This is a genomic window from Sphingomonas sp. UYEF23 (assembly GCF_040546165.1).
GTDB lineage: Bacteria > Pseudomonadota > Alphaproteobacteria > Sphingomonadales > Sphingomonadaceae > Sphingomonas > Sphingomonas glacialis.
In genome coordinates this window covers 243,768-257,907 of record NZ_JBEPNG010000001.1, presented here as the reverse complement: position 1 = coordinate 257,907, position 14,140 = coordinate 243,768, and the positions used below count along the sequence as shown (strand labels likewise).

Sequence of the window (14,140 nt, the reverse complement as noted above, 5' to 3'; positions counted from 1 at the left end):
CGGCGACGCCTGCGCCCGATCAGTCCGGCAGGTCGAACAAGCGGCTGTGCTGGCGCGGCTGCGAGCGCAGATATTGGTTTGGCGCAGCGACACGCGCGCCGAGATGCGCCGCGGCATGCCACGGCCAGCGCGGATCGTAGAGGATCGTCCGCGCCAGCGCGATCATGTCGGCATCGCCGGTTCCGATGATCGCCTCGGCCTGTTCGAACTCGGTGATGAGACCGACCGCGACGACGGGGATCGTTACCGCCTGTTTGACCGCACGCGCGAGCGGGACCTGATAGTTGGGGCCGACCGGGATCGCCTGGCGCGGATCGAGCCCACCGCTCGACACGTGGATCGCCGCGCACCCGCGCGCCTCGAGCGCCCGTGCGAAGGCGATCGTGCCATCCACGTCCCAACCGCCCTCGACCCAATCGGTACCAGAGACGCGCATCGTGACGGGCTTGTCGGCGGGGAAGGCCGCCCGCACCGCATCGAACACTTCGAGCGGAAAGCGCAGCCGGTTCTCGAGGCTGCCACCATAGTCGTCATCGCGGTGGTTCGACAGCGGCGAGAGGAATTGGTGGAGCAGATAGCCGTGCGCCGCGTGGAGCTGGACCAAATCGATCCCGAGCCGCGCCGCGCGCGTGGCGGATGCGGCAAAGGCATCGCGAATCCGGGCAAGGCCGTCACGATCGAGTGCGAGCGGGGGGTTCTCGCCCTCCGCGAAGGCGGCGGCCGACGGCGCTTCGGTCTGCCAGCCATTCGGCGCCGATGGCGCGATCTGCTTGCCGCCGTGCCACGGCAGGTCGGTCGATGCCTTGCGGCCGGCATGCGACAGCTGAATCGCGATCGGCATGTCGGAATGCCGCCGGATGCTGGCGATGACGCCCGCAAGCGCGGCCTCGGTCGCGTCGTTCCACAGCCCGACATCGCCATAGCTGATCCGCCCCTCGGGCAGCACCGCGCTGGCCTCGATCGTCAGCAGGCCAGCGCCCGAGAGCGCCAGCTGGCCGAGATGGATCAGGTGCCAATCGGTCATCGCACCATCGACCGCGGAATATTGGCACATCGGGGCGATCACGATGCGATTGCGCAGCGCGAGACCGCCGATGGCGATCGGCTCGAACAGTTTTGGGCCTGGCATGAAACACTCCGGGTAAGACGATCGCTGCAACGCACGGATGCGCGTTTGGCCGCACGCCGCCCACAAAGGGCAAGGTTATTTGACGGTCTGCTTCTCGAGCTTCCGCGCGAGTGTGCGGCGGTGCATTCCGAGCTGGCGCGCCGTCTCGGAGATGTTGAAATCGTTCGCCGCGAGCGTCTGGTGGATATGCTCCCATTCGAGCGTCTTGATCGAGGTCGGGCGGTTGGTCAGCGGCGTGTCGACATTGCCCGCCGCCGCGCCGTCGGTCTGGCCGAACGCCGCCTCGATATCGTCGGTGTTCGACGGCTTGGCGAGATAGTTGGTCGCGCCGAGCTTGATCGCCTCGACCGCGGTCGCGATGCTGGCATAGCCCGTCAGCACGACGATCCGCGTGGTGGCATCATGCGCATGGATCGCCTGGACGCACGCCAACCCCGAGGTCGCGCCGAGCTTGAGATCGACCACCGCAAAATCGGGCGTACGCTCGGCAAGCGCGCTCGTCACGGCTCCCTGGTCGGCAGCGACCTCGACCTCATATCCGCGGCGCTCGAACGAGCGGCGCAGCGTGCGGGCGAACGCGCCATCGTCCTCGACGATCAACAGATGCTTCTCGCTCATACGCCATCCCACTCCAGTGCCGAGAGCGGCAAGGTCAACGTGACGACCGCGCCGCCACTCGGGCGATTGCGCGCTTCGACCGACCCGCCGAGCTTGCGCATTGCGTTGACGACGAGGAACAGCCCCAGCCCACTGCCGAGCCGGTCGCGCGTCGAGTGATACGGCTTGCCGATATTGGCAAGCATCTCAGGCGCGAAGCCCGGCCCGGTATCGCTCACCGCGAACAGCAGCGACGGCCCGTCGCGCGCGACCTCGAGCGTGATCGGCTGGCCCGACGCTTCCTTGGCATTGTCGAGCAAATTCCAGATCATCTGCTTGACCGCGGTATCGGCGACAATCGCACGATCGTTGCCGAAGCGGTTGCGGAAGACGATCGCGTCGTCCGAATTCTGTACGCGCCATTCGGCGACGACTTCGTCGCAGAAGCGATGGACGCTGGTGATCGTCGGATGCTCGCCGCGCGCTTCACCCGCCGCCATCAGGATGCCGGTGACGATCGTCTTGCAGCGCGTCAGCGCGACGCGCATGTCCTCGATTTCCTCGGCGAGGCCCGGCTGTGCACGCAACGCGGGGGAATGCCCCCAATCGTTGACGATCACCGAGAGCGAGGCGAGCGGCGTCCCGAGCTCATGCGCCGCGCCGGTCGCGAGCAGGCCCATGCGGACGATATGATCCTCCTCGGCAGCCTGCTGGCGCATCGTCGCGAGCCGCGCGTCGCGCATCCGCAGGTTTCGGTTGATCCGCGTGACGAAGCCGACGATCAGCACCGCGATCAGCACGAAGCAGATCAGCGAACCGAGCACATACAGATCGCTCCAGTCGTAGGAGAAGCGCTGCGGCAAGAGCAGCGGCATATGCACCTCGGCGAGCAGGGCGAAGGCGGCGATCGTCACCGCGACCAGGGCCCAACTCGACCACGCCTCGAGCAGGATCGCGCCGAGCACGATTTGGACGAGATACAGCGCGATGAACGGGTTGGTCGCGCCGCCGCTTTGATAGAGCAGGGCGGTAAGCGCGCCGACGTCGAGCAACAGGCTGGCGAAGAGTTCGCCATTCGAGATCGCGACACGGCGCGGCAGTTGCGTGATGCTGACGACGTTGAGCAGGACCAGCCCGCCGACGACCAGTAGCATCGGCGCCAGCGGCAGCGTCAGACCCATGAGGAATTGCGCAACCAAGATCGTCGCGAACTGGCCACCGACCGCGAGCCAGCGCAAATTGATCAATTGCCGGAGATTGTCGCGCCCGGTCGTATCGAGCGGCGGGAGCGGGGCGCTCATGCAGCGTCGCGCCGCTGGCTGCGCACGAGCATCGCTGCGGCACCGGCAACCATCACCGCGAGCGCGAACCAGGTGAGCGCGTAGACGAGATGATTGTTCGAAAAGCGGATGACGGTCAGCCCGCCGACCGGCCTGCGTCCCGGCGGTCCTGCCTCTGCATCGATGAAATAGGGCGCAACCGGACCAAGTCGCCGCGCAGCGGCAATCGCTGCCACGTCGCGCGAATACCAGCGGTTTGCCGCTGGGTCGTTGCTGCGCAAGAAGCCGCCGCCGGGCTCGCTCGGGCGCAGCAGCCCGCTAACGCTCGCAGCGCCGCCTGCCGGCGTTCGGCGATCCGTAACGAAGCCGCGGTTGATGAGAACGGTGAAGCGGCGATCGGAGACGAGCGGGGTCATCGCCCAGAAACCGGGACCGCGTTCGGTCACGGCTTGAACGAACACCGTCGCGTCATCGCGGTAGCGACCGGCGATGCGGACATGACGATAGCCGTCCTGCGTCGCGCTGATCGTGGCCCAACGTTCGGGGCCGGGTGCGGGGATTGGGGCGGCGTGGACGCGCTGTTCGACCGATGCGATCAGCGCGAGTTTCCAACTGAGCCGCTGGATCTGCCAGATACCGAGCCCGATCAGCCCGGCACACAAAACCCCCGCGACGACCAGCAGCGCAGCCATCGTCGCGGGGGACCGTCTCATTGCTGGCTCATCGTCTCGGACGACATGGCGGGGCTCATCGGCATCATGTTGGCGTTCATGTGATACATCACCCAGATCGATCCCGACAGCGTTATGACGATGACGATCAGCGTGAACAGCAGCGCGATGAACGACCAGCCACCTTCGTTGCTCGTCTTCATGTGCAGGAAGTAGATCATGTGGACGAACACCTGGATCAGCGCGGAGCCGAGCACCAGGATCGCGGTCCACGTGTGATCGAGTGCCCCGGTCATGACCAGCGCGAACGGGATCGCCGTCAGGATGACCGAGAGTATGAAGCCGATGACGTAATCGCGCATCGAACCGTGCGGCATGTCGTCGCCATGCGCGTCATGGTAGCCGCCGGCGCCGGCGTCGTATTCGGGCGCATGTGCGCTGTGCGTATCGGCGCTCATCCGAGCACTCCCATGAGATAGACGATGGTGAAGACGCCGATCCAGATGACGTCGAGGAAGTGCCAGAACATGCTGAGGCACTGCAGGCGGCGGCGATTGGCCTGGCCAAGGCCATGCGTCCCGATCTGGATGACGAGAGTGGTCAGCCAGATCAAGCCGCAAGTGACGTGAAAGCCGTGCGTGCCGACCAGCGTGAAGAAGGCCGAAAGGAACGCGCTGCGCGACGGGCCATTGCCCTCCGCGATCAAGTTGCTGAACTCGTACATCTCGACGCCGAGGAAGGTCAGGCCGAACAGGCCGGTGACGACCAGCCAGAACTGCACCTGGCGAACGCTGCCCTTCTCCATCGTCAACATGGCGATGCCGTACGTCAGCGACGAGAACAGCAGCATCGCGGTGTTGAACGCGACCAGCGGGAGTTCGAACAGCTCCTTCGGGCCCTTGCCGCCGCCATAGCCGTGCCCAAGCACCCCGTAGCAAGCGAACAGCACCGCAAAGATGAGGCAATCGCTCATCAGGTACATCCAGAAGCCCAGCATCGTGCTGCCGCCCTCGGGATGATCGTGCTCGTCGAAATCGAAGAACACCGGCTTCCCGCCGCCGGTGATCTGTTCGTGGGTCAGTTCGGTGCTCATGCCACAACCTTCTGCGCTGCGAGGAGGCGCGTGCGCTCGTCTTCGGTGCGGATCACGTCCTCCACGGGGATGTGGAAATCGCGCTTGTAGTTGAACGAATGCCAGATCGAGACGCCGAGCATCGCTACCAGCGAAGCAATCGCCAGCCACCAGATGTACCAGATCATTGCAAAGCCGAAGCCAACGCTGATCAGGCCGATGATGACGCCGGCGGCGGCGTTCTTGGGCATGTGGATCGCCTTGAAGCCTGCGGTCGGACGCTCGAAGCCGCGCGTCTTCATGTCCCAGAACGCATCGTTGTCATAGACGATCGGGGTGAACGCGAAGTTGTAGTCTGGCGGCGGCGACGAGGTCGACCATTCGAGCGTACGGCCATCCCACGGATCGCCAGTCAGGTCGCGCAGCCGCTCGGTGTTGCGATCGCGGATGCTGACGAAGAACTGGATCGCCATGCAGCCGATGCCACCCGCGATCATTGCCGCGCCGATCGCCGCGACGATGAAGTAGGGCTGGTACGAGGCATCGTCGAAGTGGCTCAAGCGGCGCGTCACACCCATCAGGCCGAGCACGTAGAGCGGTGCGAAGGCGGTCCAGAAACCGACGACCCACAACCAGAACGAGCGCTTGCCCCATACCCGGTCGAGCTTGAAGCCGAATGCCTTGGGCCACCAGAAGTTGATGCCCGCGAACATGCCGAACAGCGTACCGCCGATGATGACGTTGTGGAAATGCGCCACCAGGAACAGCGAGTTGTGCAGCACGAAGTCGGCTGGCGGCACGGCGAGCAACACGCCGGTCATCCCGCCGATCGTGAAGGTCAGCATGAAGGCGACCGTCCACATCATCGGCAGCTCATAGCGGATGCGGCCGTGGTACATCGTGAACAGCCAGTTGAAGATCTTCGCGCCCGTCGGGATCGAGATGATCATCGTGGTGATCGCGAAGAACGAGTTGACGCTCGCGCCCGAACCCATCGTGAAGAAGTGGTGGAGCCAGACGAGGTAGGCGAGGATCGTGATGACGATCGTGGCATAGACCATCGACGTGTAGCCGAAGAGGCGCTTCTGCGAGAAGGTCGCGACGACCTCGGAATAGATGCCGAACGCCGGCAGGATGAGGATGTAGACCTCCGGGTGACCCCAGATCCAGATGAGGTTGACGTACATCATCGGGTTGCCGCCGAGGCCGTTGGTGAAGAACTGCATCCCGAGCAGACGGTCGAGCGACAGGATCGCGAGCACGGCGGTCAGCACCGGGAAGGCGGCGACGATCAGCGTGTTGGTGCAAAGCGCAGTCCACACGAAGATCGGCATCTTGAACAGCGTCATGCCGGGCGCGCGCATCTTGACGATGGTCGCGAGCAGATTGACGCCCGAGAGCAACGTGCCGAGACCGGCGATCTGCAGCCCCCAGATGTAGTAGTCGACCCCGACGTCCGGGCTCGCCTCCATCCCCGAGAGCGGCGGCATCGCGAGCCAGCCGGTGCGCGCGTAGTTGCCGACAAACAGCGAGATCATCGTGATGATCGCGCCCGACGCGGTCAGCCAGAAGCTGAAATTGTTGAGATACGGGAACGACACGTCGCGCGCGCCGATCTGCAGCGGGACGACGAAGTTCATCAGCCCGACGACCAGCGGCATCGCCACGAAGAAGATCATGATCACACCGTGCGCGGTGAAAATCTGGTTATAGTGGTCGGGCGGAAGGTACCCGGCGTTGTCGCCGAACGCCATCGCCTGCTGCGCGCGCATCATGAGGGCGTCGGAGAAGCCGCGCAGGAACATGACCAGCGCGAGGATCACATACATGATGCCGATCTTCTTGTGGTCCACCGAGGTGAACCAGTCGCGCCACAGCCATCCCCACGCCTTGAAGTAGGTGATGATCGCGAGCAGCGCGAGGCCGCCGACCGTGACGCCGCCAAAGGCGAGCAGCACGGGCAATTCGTGAAGGGGCAACGCATCGAGCGTCAGACGCCCGAGAAGCGGGCTGACCACTGGGTGTACATCTCTCATGGGGGGCATCATGTCAGAAGGTCCTCCGGTCGCCGGGCATCGGCAGACCTGCGCCGGCAAGGCGCGCTGTGCTTTGGGCGGAATTCTTGGCGGTGATCTTGGTTGCTTCTACCACGTCGGGTTTCCCCGAACCGGGCATCGGCATCGCCGACATCTTCATCGCGTCGTCGTTCTTGGCGTGGCCTTCGGCATGCGCGCCACTGTGCGGTCCCGCATCGGCGCGCATCATCGCGTCCATGCAGACTTGCCCAGGCTTGGTGCAATTGTTGGCGGCAGCGTCGAACAAGCCGGGCGCGACGCCCGAATAGAAGGTTGGTGCATGGTTCATGCTCGGTTTGGCGACCTTGAGATAGGTCGCGCGGTCGAGCATGGCGCCGCTCGCACGGACCCGTGCGACCCAGGCGTCGAAGTCGCTCTGCGATCCTGCAAGGAAGCGGAACTTCATATACGAGAAGCCGTCGCCGCTGAAGTTGGACGAGAAACCCGCATAGTTGCCGGGTTTGTTGGCAACTGCATGGAGCCTCGTCGTCATGCTCGGCATCGCATAGATCATGCCGGCAAGATCGGGGATGTAGAACGCGTTCATCACGTCGGCCGAGGTCAGGTCGAACTCGATCGGCTGATCGATCGGCGCGGCCAGCTGGTTGACCGTGGCAATCCCGTAATCGGGGTAGATGAACAGCCATTTCCAATCGAGTGCGATGACTTGCACACGAATCGGCTTGGCGTTGAGCGCCACCTGGCGGGTCGCGTCGATCCGGCCGATCGGACGATATGGATCGAGCAGATGCGTGCTGGTCCAGGTTACTGCGCCAAGGCAGATGATGATCAACAGCGGCACCGCCCAGATGACCAGTTCGAGCGCAGTCGAATGATGCCACTCGGGGCTGTACGGTGCATCGGTATTGGCCTGGCGATACCGCCACGCAAAGAAGGCGATCAGCGCCATAACGGGCACGATAATGATCAACATCAACAATGTAGCGATGACCACCAGGTCACCCTGTTGCTGTGCAACATCGCCCGCGGGCGACAGCACGACGGTGCTGCACCCTCCGAGCAAGGCGGGCGCTAGCAGCGCGAGGCCCGCGATTGCGGGGCGAAGGGGCGAGGGAGGTCGGATCATGTCGCGGAGCTAAGCCTCTATGGCGGCGCCTCCCATTGGACATTTTGTCCAATCCTCGCTGCGCTGCAGCACGCGTAGAGGAACACCATAAACGGCGATCATGGCCGGGAGTTCGAACACCGATGCAAGCCACCCACACCCCGACGTCGCGCGCGATCGAGGCCGATGCCAGCCGGATCAACCAGGAGCATGTTTCCTCGGGCGAGATCGCGATCGGCGTGGTGATCGGGCGCACGTCCGAGTTCTTCGATTTCTTCGTCTATGCGATCGCCTCGGTGCTCGTCTTCCCGACGATGATCTTCCCCTATGTCGACCGTCTTACCGGCACGCTGTATTCGTTCGGCCTGTTCGCACTCGCCTTCGTCGCCCGGCCGATCGGATCGATGATCTTCCTCGCGATCGACCATCTGTATGGCCGCGGCACCAAGCTGACGATTGCGCTGTTCCTGCTCGGCGGATCGACCGTCGCGGTCGGCTTCCTGCCAGGCCATGCCGAGATCGGCGTCTATGCCGCGTTCGTCCTCGGTTTCCTGCGGATCTGTCAGGGGCTGGCGCTCGGCGGGAGCTGGGATGGCCTGTCGTCGCTGCTGGCGCTCAATGCGCCGCAGGACAAGCGCGGCTGGTATGCGATGATTCCGCAGCTCGGCGCGCCGCTCGGCCTGATGGTCGCGGCGGGGCTGTTCGCATATTTCACCGCGACGCTGTCGTCGGTCGATTTCCTCGACTGGGGCTGGCGCTATCCGTTCTTCGTCGCCTTCGCGATCAACGTCGTCGCGCTCTTCGCCCGGCTGCGCATCGTCAGCACGTCGGATTATCAGGACATGTTCACCAGCCGCGATCTGATCCCGGCGCCGGTGCTCGAGACGGTCCGCAAGCAGGGGCGGACGATCGCACTCGGCGCGTTCGCACCGCTGGCGAGCTTTGCCTTGTTCCACATGGTCACCGTGTTCCCGCTGTCGTGGGTCTTCCTCTACACCAAGAGCAATCCCGAGCGCTTCCTGGCGATCGAAGTGGTCGGCGCAGCGATCGGCGTCGTCGCGATCGTGGCGTCGGGGTATCTCGCGGATCGTATCGGGCGCCGCACCTTGCTGGGGGCGTCGGCGGCGGCGATCGCCGTATTCTCGGGCTTCGCGCCGCAGTTGCTGGCCGCAGGCGAGCTTGGCGAAGTGATCTTCATGGTGCTCGGCTTTGCCTTGCTCGGCATTTCGTTCGGCCAGTCGTCGGGCGTCGTCGCTTCGGAATTCACGGGCGAATCGCGCTATACCGGCGCTGCGCTGACGTCGGACATCGCATGGCTGGTCGGTGCCGGCTTCGCGCCGCTGGTCGCCTTGTTCCTGTCGTCGCACTTCGGTCTGGTCGCAGGCGGCGCGTATCTGTTGTCGGGCTCGCTCGCGACCTTGCTCGCGCTGTGGCTCAACAAGGAGCTGGCGAGCCGCACCTGATCGGCACGTCGCAACGCTCTGCTTCGATCTTCGAGACGCTCCCTCGGCCTGTGCCGGGGGAGCGTTTTTATGCGATCAGCTCGCGCCAACCGCACCGGCATTGGTACGGGGAGTGGGTGGGGGGGCTGGAAGAATCGCGTTACACGACGCGGGTCCTGTCGACTTGGGTAGGGCGTGCGGGGATCAACATGGTCCCGCGCTTGGCGTGGCGACGGTCTTGTCGCGGCCGTAGAGGATCGAGGCCTGAGCTTTCACCACGATGTCGATCTCGTCACGGGCGGTGAAGCGCGGATGGTCGGGACCGATCGTCAACGCCAAGCGATACGCGGTCCATCGCGCAGGATCGGGCAACTTACCCTTTGGGGGTCGCTACGTCGGGCATGATAGGTGAGGCCTTATCCCGCCACGGGGAGAGCGAGCGGCCAGGCAAGAGCAAGCGGGCACCATTCGGAAGATCTCACGACGGTTTTCATGGCCTATCCATGTAAGACCCGCCTCACGAGGCGCCATGCCGGGACGTTCCCGGCATGGCGGCATGGGCTATTCGAGATCGTTTTCGCTGATCACGATCATCGCCTGGTCGCTGTTGCGCGCGAGCGCGACGAGACCGGCTTCGGCGATCGAATCCTCGAAGCGATTGAACTGCTCGATGGCGTCGTCCTCGGGTGCGTCGCCGCTCAGCGCTTCGAGCACGGCATATTGCACCGCGAACTGATATTCCTCGCCATCGACTTCGCCCATAAATTCGACGACGCGCTCGTCGTCATTGTCGAGCAGGCTCGAGTGCAGAATATCCATCTTGTCGGCGGCCATGCAGAATGCTCCAGATCGTGTGAGGGCGCGATGTGCCCGTGCGCTTGACCAAGCGCAAGTACGCGGTGGAGGTTCCCTCGCAGGTTCAGCTTTCGCTGAGCACGCCGCTGAACACCGCATCCTCGAGCGCGCGGCCCGCACCCGTGACGACGCACGTCAGCGCGTTTTCCGAAACGACGACGGGCAGCCCGGTCGCATCGGCGAGGACAGTGTCGAGCTCGCGCAGCAGCGATCCGCCGCCGGTCATCACGATGCCGTGGTCGACGATGTCGGCGGCAAGCTCGGGCTGCGTCTGCTCGAGCGCGTTCATCACCGCCTCGACGATCTGCGCGACGAGCTCGCCGAGCGCCTCGGCGACTTCGGCCTGGTTGATTTCGATCTCGGTCGGGATCCCGCCGACCAGCCCGCGCCCGCGGACGTTCATCGTGAGGCCCACGCCGTTCTCGGGCTTGCGCGCCATGCCGATCGTCATCTTGACGCGCTCGGCGGTCGCCTCGCCAATCATCAGGTTGTATTTGCGGCGGATGTACGAGGCGATCGCATCGTCCATCTTGTCGCCGCCGACGCGCACCGACGTGCTGTAGGCAAGCCCGCGCAGCGACAGGATCGCGACTTCGGTCGTCCCGCCGCCGATATCGACCACCATGCTGCCGATCGGCTCGGTAACGGGCATGCCGGCGCCGATCGCGGCGGCGAGCGGTTCTTCGATCAGCAGGACGTTCGCCGCGCCGGCATTGGTCGCCGCCTGGCGGATCGCGCGACGTTCGACCTGGGTCGAGCTCGACGGCACGCAGATCACGACCTTGTGGCGTCGCGGCATCCGGCTCGCGCCGCCGAGCGCCTTGTCCATGAAATGCTTGATCATCTGTTCGGCGACATCGATGTCGGCGATCACGCCGTCGCGCATCGGGCGGATCGTGCGGATCTCCTCAGGGGTCTTGCCCATCATCAGCTTGGCGTCGGTGCCGACCGCCCGCAGCTTGGTCACGCCGTCGATCGTCTCGAGCGCTACAACCGACGGTTCGTCGAGCACGATCCCCTTGTCGCGAAGATAGACCAGGGTGTTCACTGTGCCGAGGTCGATCGCCATGTCGTTGGAAGAGAAAGTGAAGAGCCGCGACGGCCACATAAGAGGTCTCGATGATAAGGTCGTGGTCTGGCCGCCGTGAAGGGCTCCCGGCGCAGGCTTTGGCGACTCCGTGGGTGCCGCTGGCCCGGCGGTCAAGCGCGCTTCCGACCCGCCGATCGTTTCGCGCGGCAAGTTGCGCGCCAGAGCCGCGCGCCCGGTCCGCTCAATGCGCCGGTTTGAGCAGCGCCAGGCCGCCAAGGCTCAGCAAGGCTGCGCCAATGAGATAGATGCCGACCAGATTCAGTCCGCCTGCTTCGGCGAGTTTCTGCGCCGCGATCGGGGCGAGTGCGCCGCCGAGGATTCCGCCGAGATTGAAGGCGATCGACACGCCGGTATAGCGCACCCCCGCGTCGAACAGCGAGGGCAGCCAGCCGCCGAGCGGGCCATAGGCAAAGCCCATCGCGAACAGCGACAGCGCGAGCCACGCGAACACGATCCACAAGGACGTCGCACCGAGCATCGGCCCCATCAGCAGTCCCGACACTGCGCACCCCAGAAACCCCCAGCGCAGCATCGGCCGCGCCCCGGTCCGGTCGGCGAGCGTGCACGAGATGATGACACCGAGCGCGAGGAACAGGATCGCGCCGATCTCGATCCCGAGAAACGCCTGGCGGCTGTGACCGAGCGTCGTCGTGCCATAGCTCAGCGCGAAGGCGGTGGTCAGGTAGAACAGCGCGAAACAGGCGATCACCGCGCCAGTCCCGGCAAGCGTTGCGCGCAGATGGTGGCGGAACAGTTCGGCGATCGGCACCGGCGGCAGCGCATCGTGCGCCGCCGCCTCGCGAAATGCCGGCGTTTCGGTGAGCTTGAGACGCACCCACAGCCCCAGCACGACGAGCACTGCGCTGGCGAGGAAGGGCAGGCGCCAGCCCCAGGCGGTGAACTGCGCGGGCGTCAGCGCCGCGCCGAGCAGCAGGAAGAAGCCGTTCGCCGCGATGAAGCCGATCGGCGCACCGAGCGGCGGGAACATGCCCCAGCGATTTTCCTGCCCCTCGGGCGCATTCTCGACCGCGAGCAGCGAGGCGCCGCCCCATTCGCCGCCGAGCCCGAGCCCCTGGCCAAAGCGCAGGATGCACAGCAGCAGCGGCGCGATCCATCCGATCTGCGCATAGGTCGGCAGGAAGGCGATCGCGACGGTCGATCCTCCCATCAGCATCAGCGAGGCAACCAGCGTCGATTTGCGACCGAGCCGATCGCCGAAATGTCCGAACAGCGCGGCACCCAGCGGGCGCGCGAAGAAGGCGAGGCCAAAGCTCGCATAGGATGCGATCATCTGCACGCCGGGATCGCTCGCCGGAAAGAAGAGCGGCCCGAATACGAGCGCTGCCGCGGTCGCATAGACGTAGAAGTCGTAAAACTCGACCGAGGTGCCGATCAGGCTGGCGAGAAGGATGCGGCGGGTCGAGGCGGTGGACATGGCTCCTCTTACGCACGCCGGCGGCGCTTGTCGAAATCGCGCGCCGCCGAGCTCAGCCGACTATACGGCGCGTCGACCTCTCGCTTCAAGCAGCACCGAGGCGCACCACACCGCGAACCCACCGAGCGCGAGCGCGCATCCGACCCAGCCGGTCGAGGTCCAGCCCAAGCCGGCCGCGATCGCCATCCCGCCGAGCCATGGTCCGAGGGCATTGGCGACGTTGAAGGCCGAATGGTTGAGCGCCGCCGCGAGTGTCTGCGCGTCGCCCGCGACATCCATCAGCCGCGTCTGCAGCACCGTCCCGAGCGCGCCGCCGAGCCCGATCGCAAAGACATCGAGCGTCACCGCGAGGAAATTGTGCGCGGCAACCGTGTAGAGCGCGAGGACGAGCGCCATGAACAGCAGCAGCACGCCGCCCGTCCGCATCAGCCGCTTGTCGGCGAAGCGCGGTACGACGAGGTTGCCGATCGTCATCCCGATCCCGAACGACGCGAGGACGACCGGGACAAGCGCCGGCGCGATGCGCGTCACTTGGGTCAGCGTCGCGGTGAGATAGGTGTAGACCGCGAACAGCCCGCCAAAGCCGATCGCGCCGATCGCGAGCGTCAGCCACACTTGCGGCCGGCGGAGCGCGCCGAGTTCGCGCAACGGGCTGGCGTCTCTTTGCGGGCGGTCCTGCGGGACGATCGCGACCGCGAGGCCTGCGGTGATCAACGCAAGCACCGCGACGATCGCGAAGCCATAGCGCCAGCCGAATGCTTGCCCGAGCCATGTCGCGGCGGGCACGCCGACGATCGTCGCGACGGTCAGCCCGAGCATGACCCGGCCGACGGCTTGAGTTCGCCGCTCGTCGGGCACGAGCGACGCCGCGACGAGCGACGCGACGCCGAAATAGGCGCCGTGCGGCAAGCCGCTCAAAAAGCGGACGAGCAACAGCATGGTGTACGATTGCGCGAGCGCCGACAGCGCATTGGCGACCGCGAAGACCGTCATCAGTGCGATCAGCAGCGTGCGGCGCGGGACCTTGGCCGACAGGATCGCGATCAGCGGCGCCCCGACGACCACGCCCAGCGCATAGGCGCTGATGACGTGTCCGGCGCTCGGTTCGTCGATGTGCAGGTCGCGCGCGAAATAGGGAAGCAAGCTCATCGTCGCGAATTCGGTCGTACCGATCGCAAAACCGCCGACCGCGAGCGCCGCGTGGACGAGGCCGACGTGCGGCGCAGCGCCGGTGCGCGCTGACGTTGAGGAGGGGGCAGGCATGACAGGCTCCAGGGTCCGTCACCGAACAGCGGCGACGGGCGATTCGGCAGCCTCTCCGTAGCGTGCGGGGGTTGATCCGCGCGTCGCGTGCCATACAAGCCGGGGGCCGTGATGCCACCACAAACTTGCCCGCTTCCGCCACCGATGGTCATCGACCGATGCGAT

Annotated in this window: 14 protein-coding genes; 1 reads left to right on the top strand and 13 read right to left on the bottom strand. The window is 65.3% G+C overall.

The features are described from left to right. Positions 1-19: 19 nt before the first annotated feature. The 8 genes from ABIB28_RS01175 to cyoA form a co-directional block, all read right to left on the bottom strand. The gene (locus ABIB28_RS01175; RefSeq protein WP_354285765.1) at positions 20-1,129 is read right to left on the bottom strand and encodes an NADH:flavin oxidoreductase/NADH oxidase; all 1,110 of its coding nucleotides are present in this window, start codon (positions 1,127-1,129) and stop codon (positions 20-22) included. 75 nt (positions 1,130-1,204) lie between these two features. After that, on the bottom strand, positions 1,205-1,747 hold the full coding sequence (locus tag ABIB28_RS01170) for a response regulator transcription factor (RefSeq protein WP_354285763.1): 543 nt from the start codon (positions 1,745-1,747) through the stop codon (positions 1,205-1,207). Next, on the bottom strand, positions 1,744-3,027 hold the full coding sequence (locus ABIB28_RS01165; RefSeq protein WP_133188407.1) for an ATP-binding protein: 1,284 nt from the start codon (positions 3,025-3,027) through the stop codon (positions 1,744-1,746). The genes ABIB28_RS01170 and ABIB28_RS01165 overlap by 4 nt, the downstream gene beginning before the upstream one ends. Then, complete coding sequence (locus ABIB28_RS01160; RefSeq protein ID WP_354285761.1) at positions 3,024-3,719, bottom strand: SURF1 family protein; 696 nt, start codon at positions 3,717-3,719, stop codon at positions 3,024-3,026. Before ABIB28_RS01160 ends, ABIB28_RS01165 begins: the two co-directional genes overlap by 4 nt. Further along, positions 3,716-4,135 carry a cytochrome o ubiquinol oxidase subunit IV gene (cyoD, locus tag ABIB28_RS01155; protein ID WP_133188403.1) on the bottom strand — a complete coding sequence of 140 codons (420 nt, stop codon included), beginning with the start codon at positions 4,133-4,135 and terminating at the stop codon, positions 3,716-3,718. Before cyoD ends, ABIB28_RS01160 begins: the two co-directional genes overlap by 4 nt. Continuing rightward, on the bottom strand, positions 4,132-4,770 hold the full coding sequence (cyoC, locus tag ABIB28_RS01150; RefSeq protein WP_133188401.1) for a cytochrome o ubiquinol oxidase subunit III: 639 nt from the start codon (positions 4,768-4,770) through the stop codon (positions 4,132-4,134). The genes cyoD and cyoC overlap by 4 nt, the downstream gene beginning before the upstream one ends. After that, the gene (gene cyoB, locus ABIB28_RS01145) at positions 4,767-6,785 is read right to left on the bottom strand and encodes a cytochrome o ubiquinol oxidase subunit I (protein WP_133188399.1); all 2,019 of its coding nucleotides are present in this window, start codon (positions 6,783-6,785) and stop codon (positions 4,767-4,769) included. The genes cyoC and cyoB overlap by 4 nt, the downstream gene beginning before the upstream one ends. A gap of 13 nt (positions 6,786-6,798) precedes the next feature. Continuing rightward, the gene (cyoA, locus tag ABIB28_RS01140; RefSeq protein WP_354285758.1) at positions 6,799-7,911 is read right to left on the bottom strand and encodes a ubiquinol oxidase subunit II; all 1,113 of its coding nucleotides are present in this window, start codon (positions 7,909-7,911) and stop codon (positions 6,799-6,801) included. 122 nt (positions 7,912-8,033) lie between these two features. Between cyoA and ABIB28_RS01135 the strand changes: the two genes are divergently transcribed. Further along, the gene (locus ABIB28_RS01135) at positions 8,034-9,353 is read left to right on the top strand and encodes an MFS transporter (RefSeq protein ID WP_133188395.1); all 1,320 of its coding nucleotides are present in this window, start codon (positions 8,034-8,036) and stop codon (positions 9,351-9,353) included. Between the two features lie 183 nt (positions 9,354-9,536). Here ABIB28_RS01135 and ABIB28_RS01130 read toward each other — a convergent pair whose 3' ends face one another. The 5 genes from ABIB28_RS01130 to ABIB28_RS01110 all read right to left on the bottom strand — a co-directional run bounded on the left by ABIB28_RS01130 (position 9,537) and on the right by ABIB28_RS01110 (position 13,975). After that, on the bottom strand, positions 9,537-9,671 hold the full coding sequence (locus tag ABIB28_RS01130) for a hypothetical protein (protein ID WP_354285756.1): 135 nt from the start codon (positions 9,669-9,671) through the stop codon (positions 9,537-9,539). A gap of 222 nt (positions 9,672-9,893) precedes the next feature. Beyond that, positions 9,894-10,166 carry a DUF1488 family protein gene (locus ABIB28_RS01125; protein WP_010186626.1) on the bottom strand — a complete coding sequence of 91 codons (273 nt, stop codon included), beginning with the start codon at positions 10,164-10,166 and terminating at the stop codon, positions 9,894-9,896. Between the two features lie 85 nt (positions 10,167-10,251). Next, positions 10,252-11,295, bottom strand: coding sequence for a rod shape-determining protein (locus ABIB28_RS01120; RefSeq protein ID WP_189674786.1), 1,044 nt, complete (start codon positions 11,293-11,295; stop codon positions 10,252-10,254). A 163-nt stretch (positions 11,296-11,458) separates the two neighbouring features. Further along, positions 11,459-12,712, bottom strand: a complete 1,254-nt coding sequence (locus tag ABIB28_RS01115; RefSeq protein ID WP_354285753.1) for an MFS transporter — start codon at positions 12,710-12,712, stop codon at positions 11,459-11,461. A gap of 60 nt (positions 12,713-12,772) precedes the next feature. Then, entirely contained in the window at positions 12,773-13,975 is a 1,203-nt protein-coding gene (locus ABIB28_RS01110) for an MFS transporter (RefSeq protein ID WP_354285751.1), read from the bottom strand. Positions 13,976-14,140: the final 165 nt, after the last annotated feature.